We start from the raw sequence: 21474 nt of genomic DNA, 5'->3' as shown, positions 1-21474 counted from the left end.
CCTAAATTATAAAAAAACTATTTCACGAATGACTTAACATTTGTTTAATAGATGAACTACTCTTTTCTTCGTTGAATTGAGTAGATTTCGGATGTCACAAAAAATTAATAGAATTAATTTCTTTATGGAGAAGGATTTGGAAAAATAGCATGTATTTTTTCAATAGAATTAATCAATTCTTGATTTATTTTAATGTGAATACTATCTATATTCTCTTTAAGTTGATCTAAGCTTGTTGCCCCAATAATATTACTTGTTACAAAAGGTTGCTGTGTAACAAACGCCAAAGACATTTGTGCTAAGGACATATTATGTTCTTCTGCTACTTTTAAATATGCTTTTGCTGCTTGTGTAGCTTCTGCCGAACTATATCGGGTAAACCGAGTAAACAAATTAAGTCTTGAATTTTTACTATCCGTACCTTTTATATATTTACCAGACAAAACACCACATGCCATTGGCGAGTAGGCTAAAAGTCCCATGTTTTCTCTGATAGCAATTTCTGCCATATCTCCTTCAAAGGTTCTATTTAATAAGGAGTACGCATTTTGAATAGTAATCATTCGTGGCAAATTATTTACTTTAGACTCTTCTAAATAACGCATGGCTCCCCAAGCTTTTTCATTTGAAATTCCAATATGACGCACCTTACCTTGCTTAATAATACCATCAAACGTATGAAGAATTTCTTTGAAGTTGTCTTCCCAAGCATCTTTAGAATTATGTTTATAATCCCTAACTCCAAACGTGTTTGTTTGTCGTTCTGGCCAATGAAGTTGGTATAAATCTATATAATCGGTTTGAAGTCTTTTTAAGCTTTGGTTAACAGCATCTTTTAAAGCTTCGGGACTAAACCCATTGGTTCTAATGTGGGCTGTATAATCTCCAGGTCCCACAATTTTTGTTGCTAAAACTACCTGATCTCTTTTTCCCGTTTTGTTAAACCAATTTCCAATTATCTGTTCTGTTATAGAATAGGTTTCTTTTGTTGCCGGAACTGGGTACATTTCTGCACAATCAAAAAAGTTAATACCCTTATCTGTTGCTAAATCCATTTGAGCAAATCCTTCGTCTTGAGTATTTTGATTTCCCCAAGTCATGGTTCCTAAACAAAGTTTGCTCACTTTAATATTAGTATGTGGCAAGTTGGTATATTTCATTTTGAATATTTATAAAGTGAATTAAAAGAGCGTTGTCTAATTAATTGGACCTTCCAGGCTGAACATTGAGTTCCTGCATTATTTTTCGGGAAGCTCCCAGTTTTCCTTGTTCCTGATATATTAAAGCCAACAGAAACTTAAAATCTGGATTATTAGCCTCTATTTTTAAAGCTTGATTGATTATTTTTTCACTTTCATTAAAGCTCTTATTCTGATAATAATAGGTAGCTAGGTTATAAAGATATCTTGGATTTGTTGGTTCTAAACTAATAGCTTTGTTTAAATCTTCTAATGCCAAAGAATTTTGTTTTAACTCAAAGTAAATAAGCGCTCGTAAATAATAAGGTCTGGCAGTTTCCGGACTTTTAGAGACCAATAGATTTAAAATTTTTAAAGCTTCGTCTGGTTGATTGTTTATACTATAACTACTTGCAAGATTAGAATAGGCAGGAATAAACAAACTGTCTTTTTTAATAGCTGCACGATAGTGTTTAATTGCGGTTTTAACATCGTTTGTTTGAAGGTAATAGTCTCCTAATTGCATTCTTCCACTGGAAAAATCTGCATTAGTATATAACATAGTTTCTAATTCGTCTCTCGATTTTTCTAAATTACTAACATCAACATTGGTTAAAGTATTAAAATCTAAATCCAACAACAATTGTGCTGCTCCAATCCTCACCAGTTTTGTGGTGTCATTTGTATGTTTTAAAGCAATGGAGGTTCTATCTTCTAAACTCAACCCTCTAAATTTTTGAAGTGCAGCATATCTTACCATAGGAGATGGATCTTCCAAACCTTTAATAAGCGCCTGATATTGACTGGATTCTGTAATTTGTAAATTGTCTATAACTGATGCCCTTGCAATAGCAGGATAATTTAAGTCGTTTATAAACAGGTCTAAACCATCCCGATCTTTTTTACTTATATAATCTCTACTACTTAATAATAAAGCATCAGAAAAATGAGCTTCTCTTTTTGCTCCATACCATTCTACAACTTTGTTGGCTGCCCATTGATTGGTTTTATCTGCATGACATGTATTACAAGCATTTGGCGTACCGTATTCTACACTTTGGTCTGGTCTTGGCACTCTAAAACTATGATCTCTTCTATAATCTATTCCCATATAGGTAACTCCAGTCATGTGACAGTTAATACATTGAGAACCTTCTGAATTTTGTGGATGAAAATGATGTGTAGGTTGGTCGTATTTTGGCTCATGACATTGCATACATAACTTATTACCTACTTCTTTTAATTTTAAAGAATGTGGATTATGACAGTCAGTACAAGTCACATCGTTATGATACATTTTACTTTGCAGGAAAGAACCATAAACATAATCTTCTGCTTCTATTTGCCCATCGCCATGATAAAACTCTTGAGACAAATTCTGAAGTAAATACTGGTCTTCAAAATGTGTTCCAGGCACCATGTTTTCTGTAAGCTTAACTCGTCTAGAGTGACAAGTAGCACACATATTCATTTGTGCAAATTGCGAATTCCCGGCTAAAATGTATTTGTTATTATGAAGTGAGTCCTGTAAGTTATTTGCCCAATTTACATGTTTTTCTGCAGGACCATGGCAGCTTTCGCAGCTAACATTTATTGAAGACCAGGTGGTATTAAATCTATCTTCGTCGGGGATGTAATTTTTTTGAAGATTTGTAGAATGGCATTCGGCGCACATGGTATTCCAGTTTTGCGAACTTTCTGTCCAATGCATCCAGTCGTGTGGATCTATAGCATCTCCTGAATATTGATGATACCATTGTTTTTTATCAACATCCCAAGTTACTCTCAACGCTTGCTTTTTTCCATTCTCGAAATCCACCAGATATTGTTGTAAAGGATAAATTCCAAAAGCATAAGAAATTTTATAGTCATTTTCCGAACCATCAATTTCTTTAATATGAACAAAAAACTCAGAGTCTTTTTTGCTGAAAAAATAAGTTATGCCATCTAAAGTGATTTCAACATCATTAAAATCGGCTAATATTGTTTCTCCATTTGCCACTTGCATAGCTAAGTCATGATCCGAATCTTTCCAAGAATCAAAAGCCTGTTTATGACACGACATACATTGCTCGTCGCCTACATAACCATCTTTATGAACTGATATGATTTTTTTGGAATCGACATAGCTTTCTTTCTTAGAATTGTTTTCACAAGAAATAAAAATTAAGATTATTACAATCCAAAAAAGTTGTTTCATATTATAGATAGGAAAGCGTTAACGATATTTAAGTGCAATTTAAAAATATAAATTTAAAAAACGCGATTCTTTCGAATCGCGTTTAGACTATTTAGATATCGTTAAGTAATTTCGAAATTTCATCCAACTTAGGAGTTAGAATAACTTCTATACGTCTGTTTTTTGCTTTTCCTTCAGAGGTATCATTGGTTGCAATTGGTGCAAACTCACCTCTTCCTGCTGCAGTTAAGTTTTCTGGCTTTATGTCTGAATTTTGTCTTAAAATCTCAACAATAGCTGTGGCACGTTTGGTAGACAAGTCCCAATTTCCTTTCATAATACTATTTCCAGAATATGGCACATTATCTGTATGACCTTCAATTAACACATTAATATCTGGATTTACGGCAAGCACAGATCCTAACTGTTGTACAGCTTTTTTTCCTTCAGTACCTACTGCCCAACTTCCAGATTGAAATAATAATTTATTTTCCATAGACACATACACTTTTCCATCGCGTTGCACTACTGTAAGTCCTTTGCCTTCAAAATCTACTAATGCTCTTGAAATAGCATTTTTCAACTCGGTCATGGCTGCGTCTTTAGCAGCAATCATACTTTCTAATTCTGCCACACGATTTGAACGTGCTTCCAGTTCTTTTTTTAACGATTCTAATCGGGCATTTTCAGTCTCTAAAGCTTGCTCCTTTGCCTCTAAGCGTGCTAATAATTCTCTGTTTTTTTGAACATTATCTGCGATGGCAGACGAGCTGTTCTTTTCTAAAGCATCATAAGACGTTTTTAAATTTTCTAAATTCGCTTTAGTAGCATTGTAATCTGCTTGCAGCTTATCCCTGTCTGCAATTACTTCATTATATGCATTTTGTAATTGGTCTAGCTCGTTTTGAGTTGCATTTTTAGCAGTTGTCAAACTTTCGTTATCACTTTTTAACTCTCTGTTTTCATCTTTTAAGGTGCTATATTTACTTTCAAGATCTTTATACACTTTTGGAGACACGCAAGCGCTTGCCAGCAAGGTAGAAACTGCTAAAACTATAAATTTGTTTTTCATTTTTTAAATTTGGGTTTATATTTCTATGGATTCATTTTTATAAATCGAACTATTAATTATTTTCTATTTCAACTAAAACCGGACAATGGTCGCTATGTACAGCTTCACTAAGTATAACGGCTCTTTTTATCTTTTCTTGTAAGGGTTTTGAAACCATGGTGTAATCTAATCGCCAACCCTTGTTATTTGCTCTAGAATTAGCACGGTAACTCCACCAGCTATACTCTTGTTTTTCAGGATGTAAGTATCTAAAGGCGTCAATAAAATCGTAGTTTATAAATTGTCCCATCCAAGCACGTTCTTCAGGTAAAAAACCTGAAACTCCTTTCATTTTTGGATTGTGAATATCTATTTCTTCGTGACAAATATTATAATCGCCACAAATAACTAGATTCGGAATTTCTAGTTTTAAATTATTTATATAATCTTGAAACATGTCCATATAATCAAACTTGTGTTGCAGACGAGCATCGTTTGTACCTGAAGGCAAATATAAACTCATAATAGAAATGCCTGGAAAATCTACACGCAAGTTTCTACCTTCAAAATCCATGGATTCAATTCCTGTACCGTATTCTACATGGTCTGGTTTTGTTTTAGATAAAATAGCCACACCGCTATAGCCCTTTTTCTGGGCACTAAACCAATATTGATAGGGATATCCAGCCTCTTCAAAAAGACTAAGGTCCAATTGCTCTTTCATAGCCTTAATTTCCTGCAGACAAATAACATCTGGATTTGCTGCTTTTAACCAATCTATGAATCCTTTTTTAAGTGCTGCGCGAATGCCATTGACATTATAAGAAATTATTTTCATATATACTTTTTTGGTAAAAGAATCCCTTTTAATTAAACCTAATAAATAACTCGCTTTATTAAAATAAGCTAGTTAATTTCAGCTAAAATAAATAATGCTTTACATTTACACTATTAAATTAAAAACGTTTTAACAAAAGCTATCAACAAAATATTTTAATTGATATGTAGTTTACTACTTCATGAGGATTATACTTGCTATTTTATTCTTACTTTTTGGGTTTTCGGCTTTTGCTCAAAATCTGGAGTCTAATTACAGAACAAAAACGGTTGCTGTAAGAGATTCTATTGTAATAGATAGTGTTAGTATAAATTCCAATTTCCTAACCATTAAAAAAAAGGATAGTTCTTTTGTAGACGATTCATATTTTACTGTCGATTACCAAAAAGCTGTTATTCGGTTTAATAAGCCCATAAATACAGATTCTATTATAGTAAACTATTTAAAATATCCAGAATACTTAACCAGAACTTATAGGCAAATTAGCGATAGTGTTATTGTTGAAAACACAGGTAACTTAGCCAGACTTTATAAACTTTCACAACCTAGCGAAAAGCAAAATTTCACTCCTTTTGATGGCTTATCTACTTCGGGAAGTATTTCTCGAGGAGTAATAATTGGAAATAATCAAAACTCTGTATTAAATAGTGAATTAGACCTTCAAATTACTGGAAAACTAAGCGAAAAAGTATCTTTAAGAGCATCCATTCAAGATGCCAACGTGCCTTTACAAGAAAGTGGATATTCACAGCGTCTGGATGAGTTTGATCAGGTTTTTATTGAGTTATTTAGTGAGAATTGGAAAATTCGTGCTGGAGATATTGATCTTGTAAATCCGAATTCATATTTCGCGAATTTTAGTAAACGTGTTCAAGGGTTGTCTGTTGCTGCTACGTTACATCATCCGGACTCTCAAACCAATGTATTTGCTTCTGGAGCTTTGGTTCGAGGACAGTTTACTACCAGCCAGTTTACAGCTCAAGAAGGTAATCAAGGTCCATATAAATTAAAAGGGCCAAACGACGAACTATTTGTATTAATTGTTTCAGGAAGTGAAACGGTTTATGTAAATGGAATAGCTTTAAAACGAGGAGAATACAACGATTATATTATAGATTATAATGCAGGTGAAATTATTTTTAACTCCACGTTTCCTGTAACTTCCGAAATGCGAGTCACTGTAGATTATCAATTTAGTGAACGAAATTATTCGCGTTTAGTAATCTTTGGAGGTGGAAGATATGAAAGTGAAAACTTAAATCTTGGTGTTTCAGTTTATAGTGAAAATGACTCTAAAAATAATCCACTTCAACAAAATTTATCTGTAGAGCAAGTTGAAATTTTAGCCGAAGCAGGAGACGATAGAACTAAAATGGTTGCACCTTCTATTACGCCAGAAGCTTATAATGAAAATAGAATTTTATATAAAAAAGAAATCATTAATGGTGTTGAGGCTTTGGTTTTTTCAATTGATCCAAACGATGAACTATTTAGTGCTCGCTTTTCTTTGGTTGGAGATAATCTTGGAAATTATGTAATAAGTAGTGTGGATGCCATAAGTACCATTTATGAATATGTAGAACCTATTGCAGGAGTGCCACAAGGGAATTACGAACCTATTATTCAATTAGTAGCTCCTACAAAATTGCAAATGGCTATTGTAAATGGAGATTACAAACCCTCAGATAAAACAGTCATTAGTTTTGAAGCTGCTGGAAGCAAAAACGATTTAAACCTCTTTTCTGCTTTAGACGATGGTAATAACGATGGATTTGCAGGGAAATTAAAAGTGAATCAAGCCATAATAAAAAGAGATAGCTTATGGAACTTAGAAGCTTTTGCTGATGTAGATTATATTCAAGAAAATTTCCGATCTATTCAACGTATTTACAATGCCGAATTTAATAGAGATTGGAATTTAGGAACTACCACTCGAGCCAATACATCTACCAATCTTGGAACACAAACTTTTATAAAAACTGGAGCTCAGGCATTTCATAATAAAAAAGGACGAGCAAGTTATCAGTTTGAATATTTAAATTATTCCAAAAACTTTAATGGGAATAGGCATATTGTTTCAGCTAATCTTTTGCTTAATAATTGGCAGATTATGTCGCTTTCAAGCATGTTAAACACCACATCAATAACAAATAATTCAGCATTTTTTAGAACCTACAATGTGTTAACTTATAGTTTTAATCGCGCTTGGGTTGGAACCAGATTGGCCATGGAAGATAATCAGCAAAAGGAGAATGAGACTGATGCTTATACGGCATTAAGTCAGAAATATAAATCCTATGAAGTCTTTACAGGAATAGGAGATAGCACTAAGGTATTTGCTGAAATTGGGTATAAATATCGAGTCAATGACAGTTTAAGAGATAGCCAATTACAAAGAGTAAATAGTTCCAATACCTATTATTTAGACTCTAAAATCATTCAAAATGAACGAACAAATTTATCACTTTATGCTAATTATAGGGTTTTAAATAATACAGATGAGACTTTAGAGGACGAACGTTCTCTAAATTCAAGAGTTCAATATAGTCAGCGTTTCCTTAAGCAGTTATTTCATTTAAATACAGTTTATGAAACCAATTCAGGAACCTTACCACAACAAGAATTTACTTTTGTTGAAGTTGAACCGGGTCAGGGAAATTACACTTGGATAGATTACAACGGTAACGGTATTCAAGAATTGGAGGAATTTGAAATTGCCCAATTTCAAGATCAAGGGAAATATATTCGTGTATTGCTACCAAATCAAGTGTTTATCAAAACGCATCAAAATAGGTTAAGTCTTGCACTTACAATTAATCCACAACAATGGTCTGGCGAAGTTACTGGTTTTAAAAAAGCACTCTCTTATTTCTATAATCAAACGTCTTATTTGGTAGATAGCAAAAACACTAGGGAAGGCAGTAATATTAATTTAAATCCGTTTTATCGAGATCCTGAAAACGAATTAGGCTTGCAATTAAATTTTAGAAATGTCTTGTTTTTTAATCGAGGAAAACAACATTATACAACCTCTTACACCTTCTTAAAAAACGATTCTAAAAACAACTTAACTATTGGTTTTATTGAAAATGCTTTAGTAAGTCATATTTTACTTTTCAATCATAAATTTGCTACTAATTGGCTAATTAATTTTCAAACAAGTTTTAATAACAATCAAAGTTTTAGTGAGAACTTTACCAGTAAAAATTACGATATAGACGAAAGCAAAATCAACCCTAAACTCTCTTATTTATTAAACGATAATGTGCGTTTTGATGTGTTTTATCAGTATTCTAATAAACACAATACCATGGGTAGTTTAGAAACTTTAAAGCAACAAAGATATGGAGCTTCCTTTTCCTTTTCAAATTTTCAAAGCATGTCTATAATTGGGGAGTTTAATTATTTCGCAAATAGCTTTGAAGGTAGTGCAAACACCCCGGTAGCTTACCAAATGATGGAAGGCTTGCAACCAGGTAAAAACTATACATGGAGTTTATTAGCACAAAAGAAAATTACCTCATTTTTAGATTTAAACCTCAACTATTTAGGAAGAAAAAGTGAAACCAGTAAAGTTATTCATACTGGAAGTATTCAATTAAAAGCGTATTTCTAGTAATGTAACATTGGTTGCTAACCAAATGGTTATTTTTTGTAACTTAGCAACTTATATGCATAAACTTGTTGCCATAACATATTCGGTTTTAATTCTTATACAGAGTTTTAACTTTGGTTTTGAAGACTTTTCAAAGCTTAGCTCTTTAATGGAGCATGCAGAATATCACCAAGAAACCTATGGCGATTCGTTTTTCGATTTTATAGTGGAACATTACGGCGATGATAAATTTCAGCATGAAAATGAGCATGGAGGACATGAAGATTTGCCTTTTAAACACCATCAAAGTTGTGCTCACACAACACTTTCGTTTACTTTGCCTAATGTAAATTTCACTTTAGAACAGCCTCCTTTTATTGAAATTCCTTGTAATTTCTTTTATAAAGAATCTACTTCTTCATTTGAAAAACCTGCTGTTTTTCAACCTCCAAAATTCGCATAATTCACTCGTGATTTAAGTTATTTTTTATAAGCTATTTTTTTATGGCTTACCACTATTTACATACGAATTATGTTAGAAAACATCATTAAATTCAGTTTAAAGAACAAACTTATTGTTCTTCTATTTATGGCTTTTGTGGTTGGTATTGGAGTTTTCTCCTTAACCCAAATTCCTATTGGAGCTGTTCCAGATATTACCAATAACCAGGTACAAGTTATTACCACCTCCAGAAATTTATCCACTCAAGATGTGGAACAATTTATTACTTATCCCGTAGAATTAGAAATGGCTAATTTACCTGGAGTTATAGAAATTCGATCGGTTTCTAAATTTGGTCTATCGGTTGTTACCATTGTTTTTGAAGACGATTTTGGCACGTTTTTACCAAGACAACTTATTGCTGAAAAAATTAAATCGGCTTCCGAAATCATCCCAGAAGGCTTTGGTTCTCCCGAAATGGGACCAATTACTACAGGTTTGGGAGAAATTTACCAATACATTTTAGATGTTAAACCCGAATATAAAGACAGGTATTCTATTACCGATTTACGAACCATTCAAGATTGGGTTGTAAAACGACAACTGTCGGGAATTCCAGGGGTTGTTGAAGTAAATACCTGGGGCGGATTTTTAAAACAATATGAAGTTGCTGTCAATCCGCAAAAGTTACATGCTATGAATATTTCGGTTTCTGAAATTTACACAGCACTAGAAAAAAACAACAGTGTAGCCGGTGGTGGCTATATTGAAAAAACCAATCAGGCTTTTTTTATTAGAGGTGAAGGTTTGGTTACTTCTCTGGAAGACATTAAAAATATTGTAGTAAAAAACGATGGCGTTCCTATCTATATCAAAGACGTAGCAAAAGTTGGCTTTGGATCTGCTACCCGATTTGGAGCGATTACCGGAAATGGCGAAGGCGAGAAAGTCTTAGGGCAGATTATGATGCTTAAAGATGGGAACTCCAACAAAATTATTGAAGCCGTAAAAGAGCGCATCGCTTCTATTGAAGGGTCTTTGCCAGAAGGTGTTTATATTAATGGGTTTTTAGAAAGAACAGAACTTATAAATAAAACCACGTATACGGTTGCTGAAAACTTAATCCTAGGATCGCTTATCGTCATTTTTGTGGTGGTTTTATTGTTAGGAAACTGGCGCTCTGGTTTGGTTGTGGCCTCCGTAATTCCGTTGAGTTTATTGTTTGCTATTTCTATGATGAATCTCTTTGGAGTAGACGCCAATTTAATGAGCTTGGGAGCTATCGATTTTGGAATTATCATTGATGGAGCCGTCATTATTGTGGAGTTTATTGCTTTTCAAATTACAGCGCAAAGTGCCAAGATTAGTTCACTTTCAAAAAAGAACCAACAAGCTGATATCGATGCTATTACTTTAAAGAGCTCTTCAAAAATGATGAATTCGGCCATCTTTGGACAACTCATTATTTTAATCGTTTTTATTCCTATTCTATCTCTTAGTGGTATTGAAGGGAAAATGTTTAAACCTATGGCAATGACCTTCAGTTTTGCGTTAATTGGAGCTATGATATTCTGCTTAACCTATGTACCGGTTATCTCCTCTTTATTTTTAAAACCAACAGTTCAAAGCGATAAAAATATTTCTGTTCGCCTGATGAAAGCTTTAAATAAAGGCTACCAGCCTATTATTAATTGGGCTTTACATCATAAAAAATTGGTAATTTCTCTTTCTATTATTCTATTAGCTTCAAGTTTCTGGATTTTCAGTAAAATGGGAGGCGAATTTGTTCCAACTTTAGACGAAGGCGATTTTGTAATTCAGCCAGTTTTAAAAACAGGAACTTCACTTACTAAAACCATAGAAATTACCACTAGAATCGAACAGATTTTATTAGATAATTTTCCGGAAGTCGACCAGGTAGTAAGTAGAATTGGTGCCGCTGAAGTTCCCACAGACCCCATGTCTATGGAAGAAAGCGATGTAATTATAAAGTTAAAACCTAAAAAACAATGGGTTTCTGCTTCTAGTAAAAATGAACTGGCAGACAAATTTAAAGAAGCACTTTCTGTAATTCCCGAAATGGAGGTAGAATTTACCCAACCTATTGAAATGAGATTTAACGAATTGGTTACTGGTGTTCGTGCGGATGTTGCTATCAAGGTTTTTGGTGAAGATTTAAATATCTTAGCCAGTAAAGCCAATCAGATTAAAAACCTTATTGAAAACGTAGATGGTGCCTCGGATATTATTGTTGAAAAAGTTGCGGGCTTACCACAAATGAGCGTAGTCTTTAACCGAAGTAAAATTGCTCGTTATGGTCTAAATATTTCAGATTTAAACGACATTATTTCTATGGGGTTTGCCGGTGGGACTGTAGGTTCTGTTTTTGAGGGTGAAAAACGTTTCGATCTCGTTATTCGTTTAGACGAAAATCAAAGAAAAAATCTGGAAAGCCTAAAAAACCTATATGTAGATACACCAAATGGGGCTAAAATTCCTTTAAGTGAATTGGCTGAAATTAATTATACAACTGGTCCGGCGCAAATTTCTAGAGATGATACCAAAAGACGTATTGTAGTTGGTGTTAATGTAAGAAATAGAGATTTGCAGTCTGTTGTGGACGACATTCAAACCATCCTCGACAAAGACCTAAACCTTCCAACAGGTTATACCATGACTTATGGTGGGCAATTTGAAAATCTACAAAGTGCAAAAGCCAGATTAATGGTGGCTGTGCCAGTAGCCTTAGTACTTATTTTTATTCTGCTCTATTTTGCTTTCCATTCAGTTACAGACGCGTTGATGGTGTATTCTGCTATTCCACTTTCGGCAGTTGGTGGTATTCTATTATTATGGATAAGAGACTTGCCATTTAGTATTTCGGCAGGTGTTGGATTTATAGCTCTTTTTGGGATTGCCGTTCTAAATGGCATTGTACTAATAGAACATTTTAAAGAACTTAAAACTCGTGGTATGACAAATATTGAAGCACGCATAAAACTTGGTGCAAGCGAGCGTTTACGCCCCGTATTGTTAACAGCATCGGCAGCTGCACTTGGGTTTTTACCAATGGCCATTTCTACAAATGCAGGTGCCGAAGTCCAACGCCCGTTAGCAACCGTTGTTATTGGTGGTTTGGTTAGCGCAACTATATTAACCTTAGTAGTTCTTCCTATAATTTACGCATGGGTAGAACAGAAAAAAGAACTTAAAATGAATAAAAAAGGAGTGGTAGCTATCATGATTTTGTTTTTATCATTTCAAATGAAAGCACAGCAAAATCCGTTGACAATTGAAGAAACTGTCTCTTTAGCCATCGAGAATAATTCGGGCTTAAAAGCTTCCTCTTTAAAAGTGGATGAAGCTGATGCCTTAATTGAAAGTGCTTTTAATTTTGATAAAACAGCTATTTATTATAATTACGACGAAAGTAATCTTGCAGAAAATAACGAACCTTTAAAAGTGTTTGGTATTTCGCAAGATTTTAAATTTCCGACAGTTTATTTTGCTGATAAAAAAGTAAATAAAGCGCAACATCAGTTACAGGAAACGCAATACAGTATTGAGTTGCAACAATTAAAACGGGATGTTTATTTCAAGTATTATCAGTTGAGTTATGTGAAAAACAAAGCACATGTCTATAAGTTTTTAGATAGTTTATATGAAAATTTTGCTGTTTCTGCCAAACGACGTTTTGAACTTGGAGAAACCAATTATCTAGAAATGATTACTGCTCAATCCAAACAAAAACAATTAGAAACACGTTATAAACAAGTGTTACAAGAAATTGTTTTAGCTACAGAACATCTAAAAAAAGTGGTTCAAACAGATAGTTTAATCATAGCCAGTCAGCCTCTTTTAAAATTAGAATTAGAGCAAATTAGTACAACAGATAATATTGGTTTAGCAGCTTTCGAGTTTTCTAAAAACTACTATCAAGCTTTAAATAAAAAAGAGAAACAAAGTCTTTTACCAGATTTAAACGTAGAATATTTCCAAGGTAGCAATAGTGGCATTGACAGACATTTTGCTGGTTACACCTTTGGTCTAAAAATTCCTTTGTTTTTTAGTGGAAATGCCTCTAAAATAAAGGCTTCAAAAATTGCTCAAGAAGTTATTGAAGAACAACAAGAGGACTACAGAGTAAAATTAAATGCCGAATATCAATCCTTGTTAGCAAAACTTCAGCAAAACGAAGAAGCCATTAATTATTATGAAACTCAAGGGAAACATCTTTCCGAAGAAATAATAAAAACAGCCGAACGCACTTTTAAAGAAGGTGAAATAGATTTCTTTCAGTACATACAAAGTTTAGAGACTGCAAAAGAGATTGAACTTAGCTATTTAGACAATTTAAACACATACAATCAAACAGTAATTGCTATCAATTATTTAATTTTATAAAAAATGAAAAACCTATATATCCTTATATTTTCATTGGTTTTAGTAGCCTGTGGAAATTCAGAAAAAAACATAGAAGCTACTGAAGAAATTCAATCAGGTTCTAATGAAATAGACATTACAATCCAACAGTTTGAAGGCGAGAAGATGGCTTTTGGTTTTCTTTCGGAAGAAGAATTTAGCCAAAGCGTAAAAACAAATGGAATAATAGATGTACCTCCTCATAATAAATCTAGTGTGACTTCTTTTATTGGCGGATATGTTACTAAAACACCTTTGTTAATTGGAGATAAAGTAACAAAAGGACAATTACTTGTTACTTTGGAAAACCCGGAATTTGTAGAAATTCAGCAAAACTATTTAGAAGTTGCCGAGCAATTAAGCTATTTAAAATCTGAGTTTACCAGACAAAAAACCTTATATGATGAAAATATTACATCGCAAAAGAACTTCTTAAAAGCAGAAAGCACGTATAAAAGTAATTTGGCACAATACAATGGCCTGCGTAAAAAACTTCAAATGATTCATATTAATCCAAGTTCTGTAGAACAAGGCAACATAACATCTACTATTAATTTATATGCTCCAATTGAAGGGCATGTTACAAAAGTCTATGTAAGTAATGGCTCTCATGTGTCGCCTTCAGACATTATTATGGAAATTGTGGATACAGACCATATCCATCTGGAACTTTCAGTCTTTGAGAAGGATATTTTGAAGATTAAAAAAGGCCAAGAAATATTATTTACAATTCCAGAAGCTTCAGATAGTATTTATAAAGCCGATGTGCATTTGGTAGGTACAACTATCGACGAAAAAAGCCGACGCGTAAAAGTTCACGGTCATATAGAGGAAGGGCAAACACAATTTATTGTTGGTATGTTTACCGAAGCAGATATTATTGTCAATTATGTAAAAAAAATGGCCGTACCAAAAGAAGCTATAATTGCAGTAGAAGATCATTCTTTTGTATTGGTTTTAAAAGATAAAACTGAAACAGAATATCATTTAGAAAAAGTGGAAATTAAAAAAGGTATTGAAACCGAAGATTTTGTTGAAATTTTAAACCAAACCGAATTAAAAGACAAGAAAATCTTAATAAATGGAGCCTATATGCTACTTAATGACAGTGAGGGCGGACACAGTCATTAAATTTTATATATTAAGCAAAAATAAGTTTCATTTAAACGTATATTTTAACAACCCAAAATCAACACTTAGAATTCAATGGCTCAACATAAAGAAGACACACATCACCACGATCATGGTGGTATTTTTGGAAAGCGTACAGATTTATATTTTTCGATATTTTGTGGCGTTTTTTTGCTAATCGGATTTATTTTAGAAAAAACCACTTCCACCCCAGCTTGGTCACACTTAAGTATTTATATAATTGCCTATTTTTTCGGGGGCTATTTTATAACTATTGAGGCTACACAAAAAATCTCCAGAGGGGGTTTTGATATTGACTTTCTAATGATTGCTGCTGCTATTGGCGCTGCTTATATTGGCAGTTGGGCAGAAGGTGCTTTACTTTTGTTTTTGTTTAGTTTAGGTCATGCATTGGAGAGTTATGCCATGAATAAAGCCACCAAATCTATTGAAGCTTTAAACGATTTATCGCCAAGTACAGCGCTAGTAAATAAAGCTGGAAAACTTGTTGAAACTCCTATTGAAGAATTACAAATAAACGATATTATTGTTGTTAAGCCACATACAAAAATTGCAGCAGATGGGGTTGTTGTAAAAGGACATAGCAGCATTAATCAAGCACCAATTACAGGAGAAAGTATGCCGGTTGATAAAACAGCCATCCCAAGTTTAGATAATTTACCAGATTTTAAAGACATAGATAAAAACCATATTGCATTTACTGGAACTATTAATGGTGATGGACATATAGAAGTTCAAGTCTTAAAACTTAGCAAAGATTCCACAGTAGCGCGTTTGGTAAAAATGGTAAGTGAAGTTGAGACTCAGAAATCGCCAACTCAACGGATGACTAAAAAGTTTGAGAAAATTTACGTTCCTGTTGTCATTATTTTGGTTGTTACCTTGTGTTTTGCATACTTAATTATAGACGAGACCTTTCATGAAAGTCTGTATCGAGCTATTACCGTTTTAGTAGCAGCAAGTCCATGTGCATTGGCTATATCTACGCCAAGTGCTGTCTTGAGTGGGATTGCCAGAGCAGCTCAAAAAGGGGTTTTGATTAAGGGTGGAAAAGCTCTTGAAGATTTAGGTGCTATTTCTACTATTGCTTTCGATAAAACAGGAACCCTTACTGAAGGGAAACCAAAATTAACCAATGTGATTCCGTTTAATGGTTTTAGTGAAACCGATTTTTTACAACTGGTTTTAGAAGTTGAACGCTTAAGCAATCATCCACTAGCTAAAGCTATCACAAAAGATATTAAAGAACAGTATCAAATTAAGTATCTTGGAGAAGCTTCTGAAATAAATGCCATTCAAGGAAAAGGAATTGAAGCTATCTATAAAAATGAAGCCGTTTTTATAGGTAACACACGACTTATGCAAGATGAAGGAATTTTGGTGGAAGATTCTGTAAACTCTAAAATGGAAACTCTTTTACAACAAGGTCATACAGTGATGCTTGTAGCTTATAAAAAGGAAATTGTTGGACTGATAAGTGTTATGGACGTGCCAAGAAAAACAGCGGTAAGCACTTTAAAACGTTTAAAAGAAATTGGCATTAAACGGATGGTGATGCTTACTGGCGATCATCAGAATGTTGGAGATACCATTGCTAAACAAATAGGTTTAACCGAAGCTAAGGGGAATTTACTTCCTGAAGACAAGGTGGAAGCTGTAAAAACCCTATTAAAAGAAGATAAAAGAATAGCCATGGTTGGAGATGGAGTTAATGATGCTCCAGCTATGGCTTTAAGCACTGTAAGTGTTGCTATGGGAGCAGCTGGAAGTGATGTGGCTTTAGAAACTGCCGATGTTGCTTTAATGTCTGATAAAATTGAAATGCTTCCTTTTGCTATTGGTTTAAGCAGAGAGTCTAAACGCATTATCAAACAAAACATTATTATTAGTTTAGGTGTCGTTGCTTTATTGGTTCCTGTTACTATTTTAGGACTTACCAATATTGGTGTGGCGGTACTTTTTCACGAAGGCTCTACCATTGTGGTGGTAATAAATGCGTTGCGTTTATTGCGTTTTAAGATGGATTAAATTTAAATTTTTAATACTGTATAGATAAGCTTAATGTTTTTAATTATTGTAAACACGAATAATGTCACCTATAACTTCAACATAATAACGTTTTAAGGCGTAATGGCCATTAGTTCCTGTTCGTCCAGTTCCATTTAAAATTTCGTAGCTATTACCATCATCGCAATCACAAGTAGCAATTAAATCATTAACAGTTAACTTAGAACAATCGCTTAAAGGGTGATTTGGGTCACTTATTTCAAATGCACTGTAATTTGTACCTCCGGCAAAATATAAAACAACCCCATTAATGCCATAATTATTGTTTAAAACAACAGAGTTGTTGGCGTATTTTAAACTACTATATTGAGGTAAGTTAGTATTTACTAAATTTCCCGTATCAAAAGCAACATTAGGAATGTATTGATTGTTATTGTTATTGTCGTCACTTTTGCTACAAGAAACAATTATTAGAGTTAAAATAATAATGGATAAAATACGATTCATTTTCATTTAAATTTTCGCCTACAATTTACAACAAAAAGTAAACACAGATAAATATTTTGTATATTTGTATATCAATCTCGTGTGAACGAGATTTTTTGCGTTATTCCCGAACGATTTCTCCTAGAATGTTGGAATGTGTTTCGGGATATTTATAATATATAAACGGTGAAGTTATGAGTAAAGTATCTTATTATACAGAAGAAGGTTTAAAAAAATTAAGAGACGAATTAAGACAGTTAAAAGATATTGAGCGTCCAAAAGCGTCTCAAGCTATTGCAGAAGCTAGAGATAAAGGTGATTTAAGTGAGAATGCTGAGTACGATGCTGCTAAGGAAGCGCAAGGAATGCTTGAAATGAAAATCTCAAAACTTGAAGAAATATTATCCGGAGCTCGATTAATTGACGAATCGCAATTAGATAGCACAAAAATATTAGTGCTTTCTAAAGTGAAAATAAAAAATCAAACCAATGGAATGGAAATGGATTACACTTTGGTTGCAGATGGAGAAGCCGATTTAGCTTCGGGAAAAATTTCTGTAAACTCTCCAATTGGTAAAGGGTTGTTAGGTAAATCTGTTGGTGATGTTGCCGAAATACAAGTGCCAAATGGCGTATTGAAATTTGATATTTTAGAAATTTCTAGATAACAAGTGAGCTGTTAAGGCTTACAACGTGAAAATATTATAAAAAAGATTCCTGCAGAACAGGAATCTTTTTATATTTACCTAAATACATATTCAATTATGGCATCAATTTTTTCTAAAATAATTTCCGGTGAAATACCTTCGTATAAAATTGCTGAAACCAATGAGTTTCTTGCTTTTTTAGATATTAACCCAAATGCTAAAGGTCATACGCTTTGTATTCCAAAGAAGGAGGTAAATAAAATTTTCGACCTCGATGAGAAAACTTATCTAGGCCTCATGACTTTTTCCAGAAAAGTAGCCTTAGCCATAGGAGAAGCCATTCCATGTAAACGTGTAGGGATGACTGTTGTAGGTTTGGAAGTGCCACATGTGCATGTACATTTAATTCCGCTAAATTCTATGGAAGATATTAGATTTCTAAATAAAGCATCTTTAAGTCAAGAGGATTTTCAAGACACCGTAAAAGCAATTAAAAAGTATTTATAGGTTTGGTAGAATAGCGATTCCTAATAAAACAACAATAAAAATTAGAACGCTAATTATTAATAACCAAGCAGATTTTTTTAATTTGAATGATGCTTTTTTAGGAGTAAAAGCTTTTTGATGATAATTAAAAACGCGCTCAATATCTTCAGTCCATCTTACCGGATATATACTTGTATTGCAAGTATTGCATTCTAATTGATGCGAAGTTTCTTTTGTAATAGATTTATAAAATTTAGTTTCTACAAATTTTTGTAGAAAGGTTAATTGTAATCCGTTAGTATTGTAGCATTCAGGACAATTGTTAATCAATGCAACTTCTTTTATTGTAATAAACTTCTCTTCCATAATTTAAATCGATTTCATTGAAATCTGCATGGTTGTTCCTTTGCCAATTTCAGAATGTATTACTTTAATCCTACCGTCATGAAATTCTTCAATAATACGTTTAGCAAGCGAAAGCCCTAAACCCCAACCTCTTTTTTTAGTTGTAAAACCTGGTTCAAAGATAGCATTAAATTGCTTTTTAGAAAGCCCTTTTCCTGTATCACTAACATTAATTTTTACGGTGTTTTCAAGTTGTGTAATTTCTATGATTAACTTGCCTTTGCCCTTCATGGCATCAATGGCATTTTTAACCAAATTTTCAATGGTCCAACTAAATAGTTGTTTGTTTAAATTTACATAAATTTCTTCAGATGGAGCAATTAATTCAAAGTCAATAAGCCTAGAACTTCTGGCTTTTAGATAATCGTAAGATTCTATGGTTTCTTTTACAATGTCTGCTTTTTCAAGTGTTGGAAGCGAACCGATTTTGCTAAAACGTTCTGTTATGGTTTGCAATCTGTTAATGTCTTTTTCAATCTCAACAATGTATTCTGGATTGATATTTTCAGACTTTAATATTTCAGTCCAACCAATTAAAGAAGATAAAGGAGTGCCAATCTGATGAGCTGTTTCTTTTGCCATACCAGACCATAATTTATTTTGAGTTGCAATTTTTGAGCTTCGATAAAAGAAATACACTACAGCACCAAATAAAAAGATAATTAATAATAAAGCTAAAGGATAGTATTTTAACTTGTTTAATACTTCCGAATTGCCATAATACAAAGTACCATAAATAATAGTTTCTTTGGTAATATTATCCTCATACGAAATAATAATGGGTTTATTTTCTTGAGAATATTGACTAATTAATCTTTCAATAGAAGGCTTTTTCTTAAGTTTTTTTTCATCTATATTGTTTGAAATTAAAACACTTCCGTTGTTATAAACGAACATGGGATTTGTAATTTCAGATGTAAAAACTTTATCAACCAATGGATTGACATTTTCGTCTAACGCATTGGAATTTATTTCTTGATAAGCAGCAGCCCAAATATCTAATTTAGATTGTTCTTCTATTTTAAATTTTTGAAAAAACACATAGGTATTCCATAGAATTAAAGAAATAATACCAAAAGAAGCCACAACAATAATCCATCTAGTTAGATTTCTGTGTTTAGAAAAAAGCATAAAACATATTTTATTTTGAAATATAATGTAAAATCTGTTAATAATATTGTGTTACTAGCAAACAAATCATTTTTAGTTCATTCCCAGATTAGTTACATTTGTGCAAATTAAAAAAGATTAATGACATCATTCGAACCAAAAGATTTATCAGTAGCAAAGTTACATGGTTATCTGTTAAGTGCTGTGGCACCTAGACCTATAGCTTTTGCAAGTACTATGGATGAAAATGGAACCCCAAACCTATCTCCTTTTAGCTTTTTTAATGTGTTTAGTGCTAATCCACCAATTTTAATTTTTTCTCCTGCTCGACGCGTAAGAAATAATACAACAAAACACACGTTAGAAAATGTACTAGCAACAAAGGAAGTAGTAATTAATGTGGTTAACTACGATATGGTGCATCAGGCATCTTTAAGTAGTACAGAATATCCTGAAGGTATCAACGAGTTTGAGAAAGCAGGTTTAACCATGTTGAAATCGGATTTGGTAAAACCTTTTAGAGTGGCCGAATCTCCTGTTCAATTTGAGTGTAAGGTAAAAGAAATAGTGGCATTAGGAACTGAAGGAGGTGCCGGAAATTTAGTAATTTGCGAAGTGGTTAAAATTCATATAGAAGATGATGTTTTAGACGATGAAGGGATTATTAATCAGGAAAAACTAGATTTAGTTGCTAGAGCTGGTGGAAACTACTATAGTCGTTCCAGAAGTGGTTTTTTCGAATTGCCAAAACCACTATCTAGTTTAGGAATTGGAGTAGATAACTTTCCTGAAGAAGTTAAAAACAGTATGATTTTAACTGGAAACGATATAGGTATGTTAGCAAATGTAGATGCTTTACCAAATTCAGAAGAAGTCAGTAAGTTTTTAGAAACCGTAAGTGAGCGTTATCCAGAAATTAAATCGGCTTCTCATAGAGAAAAACATAAATTGGCTCGTAATTATTTGAGTTTTGGCGATATACAAAGCGCCTGGAAAATATTATTATCATAAAGTAGAATTTCAAATTCCTGTTTCGAGGAATATTAAAAGTTAAATTAAATTAAGTAATGGAAGTACAAGGAAGAATTAAATTAGTAGGAGACACGCAAACCTTTGGAAACAATGGGTTTAGAAAACGTGAAGTGGTTGTAACTACAGAAGAGCAATATCCGCAACATATTATGATTGAATTTGTTCAGGATAAATGTGATTTGTTGAATAATTTTCAAGTTGGTCAACAGGTGAAAATCAGTATTAATTTACGTGGAAGAGAGTGGACTAACCCACAAGGAGAAGTAAAATATTTTAACTCTATTCAAGGTTGGAGAATTGAAGCAGCACAACAAGAGGCTTCTGGAAATATGCCTCCAGTTCCACCAGCTGAAGCTTTTGAACCTGCTAACGATTTAAATGAAGACGATCACGACGATTTACCATTTTAAATCATTGTAAACTATAGATTGTCACACTGAGCTT

At 33.1% G+C, this 21474-nt stretch carries 16 protein-coding genes; 9 read left to right on the top strand and 7 right to left on the bottom strand.

The genetic code is table 11. The features are described 5' to 3' along the window. Positions 1-122 precede the first annotated feature (122 nt). The 4 genes from OS191_RS09350 to OS191_RS09335 all read right to left on the bottom strand — a co-directional run bounded on the left by OS191_RS09350 (position 123) and on the right by OS191_RS09335 (position 5246). Positions 123-1160: an aldo/keto reductase gene (locus OS191_RS09350; RefSeq protein WP_267155426.1), complete on the bottom strand. Its 1038-nt coding sequence runs from the start codon at positions 1158-1160 to the stop codon at positions 123-125. Positions 1161-1200: 40 nt separating this feature from the next. After that, the gene (locus OS191_RS09345; RefSeq protein WP_267155425.1) at positions 1201-3378 is read right to left on the bottom strand and encodes a tetratricopeptide repeat protein; all 2178 of its coding nucleotides are present in this window, start codon (positions 3376-3378) and stop codon (positions 1201-1203) included. 91 nt (positions 3379-3469) lie between these two features. Further along, complete coding sequence (locus OS191_RS09340) at positions 3470-4429, bottom strand: OmpA/MotB family protein (protein WP_267155424.1); 960 nt, start codon at positions 4427-4429, stop codon at positions 3470-3472. Positions 4430-4481: 52 nt separating this feature from the next. Beyond that, positions 4482-5246, bottom strand: a complete 765-nt coding sequence (locus OS191_RS09335) for an exodeoxyribonuclease III (RefSeq protein WP_267155423.1) — start codon at positions 5244-5246, stop codon at positions 4482-4484. A gap of 181 nt (positions 5247-5427) precedes the next feature. Here OS191_RS09335 and OS191_RS09330 point away from each other — a divergent pair, with 181 nt between their 5' ends. From OS191_RS09330 to OS191_RS09310, 5 genes are all read left to right on the top strand, one after another. Next, positions 5428-8862 (top strand): DUF8818 domain-containing protein, encoded by a 3435-nt coding sequence (locus tag OS191_RS09330; protein ID WP_267155422.1) that lies wholly within the window; start codon positions 5428-5430, stop codon positions 8860-8862. Positions 8863-8917: 55 nt separating this feature from the next. Then, positions 8918-9304, top strand: a complete 387-nt coding sequence (locus OS191_RS09325; protein ID WP_267155421.1) for a hypothetical protein — start codon at positions 8918-8920, stop codon at positions 9302-9304. A 69-nt stretch (positions 9305-9373) separates the two neighbouring features. After that, positions 9374-13687, top strand: a complete 4314-nt coding sequence (locus tag OS191_RS09320) for a CusA/CzcA family heavy metal efflux RND transporter (RefSeq protein ID WP_267155420.1) — start codon at positions 9374-9376, stop codon at positions 13685-13687. Positions 13688-13690: 3 nt separating this feature from the next. Next, on the top strand, positions 13691-14836 hold the full coding sequence (locus OS191_RS09315) for an efflux RND transporter periplasmic adaptor subunit (RefSeq protein ID WP_267155419.1): 1146 nt from the start codon (positions 13691-13693) through the stop codon (positions 14834-14836). Between the two features lie 75 nt (positions 14837-14911). After that, entirely contained in the window at positions 14912-16885 is a 1974-nt protein-coding gene (locus OS191_RS09310) for a heavy metal translocating P-type ATPase (protein ID WP_267155418.1), read from the top strand. Between the two features lie 39 nt (positions 16886-16924). On the opposite strand, the gene OS191_RS09305 is transcribed toward OS191_RS09310, so the two are convergent. Continuing rightward, a complete protein-coding gene (locus tag OS191_RS09305) occupies positions 16925-17371 on the bottom strand; it encodes a hypothetical protein (RefSeq protein ID WP_267155417.1) in 447 nt (148 codons plus the stop codon). 173 nt (positions 17372-17544) lie between these two features. On the opposite strand from OS191_RS09305, the gene greA reads away from it, so the two are divergent. Then, positions 17545-18018, top strand: coding sequence for a transcription elongation factor GreA (gene greA, locus OS191_RS09300; RefSeq protein ID WP_267155416.1), 474 nt, complete (start codon positions 17545-17547; stop codon positions 18016-18018). A gap of 96 nt (positions 18019-18114) precedes the next feature. Continuing rightward, positions 18115-18504, top strand: a complete 390-nt coding sequence (locus tag OS191_RS09295; RefSeq protein WP_267155415.1) for an HIT family protein — start codon at positions 18115-18117, stop codon at positions 18502-18504. Here OS191_RS09295 and OS191_RS09290 read toward each other — a convergent pair. Both OS191_RS09290 and OS191_RS09285 read right to left on the bottom strand, forming a co-directional pair. After that, a complete protein-coding gene (locus OS191_RS09290) occupies positions 18499-18849 on the bottom strand; it encodes a hypothetical protein (RefSeq protein ID WP_267155414.1) in 351 nt (116 codons plus the stop codon). The genes OS191_RS09295 and OS191_RS09290 overlap by 6 nt on opposite strands. Before the next feature lie 3 nt (positions 18850-18852). After that, on the bottom strand, positions 18853-20019 hold the full coding sequence (locus tag OS191_RS09285) for a sensor histidine kinase (protein WP_267155413.1): 1167 nt from the start codon (positions 20017-20019) through the stop codon (positions 18853-18855). Positions 20020-20139: 120 nt separating this feature from the next. Here OS191_RS09285 and OS191_RS09280 point away from each other — a divergent pair, with 120 nt between their 5' ends. Beyond that, entirely contained in the window at positions 20140-21009 is an 870-nt protein-coding gene (locus tag OS191_RS09280; RefSeq protein ID WP_267155412.1) for a flavin reductase family protein, read from the top strand. Between the two features lie 56 nt (positions 21010-21065). Then, a complete protein-coding gene (locus OS191_RS09275) occupies positions 21066-21440 on the top strand; it encodes a DUF3127 domain-containing protein (RefSeq protein ID WP_267155411.1) in 375 nt (124 codons plus the stop codon). Positions 21441-21474: the final 34 nt, after the last annotated feature.

The sequence above is a fragment of the Xanthomarina sp. F2636L genome (genome assembly GCF_026410195.1).
Lineage (GTDB): Bacteria > Bacteroidota > Bacteroidia > Flavobacteriales > Flavobacteriaceae > Xanthomarina.
Note: the sequence above shows the minus strand (reverse complement) of the source record. Positions and strands in the feature narration are given on the sequence as shown.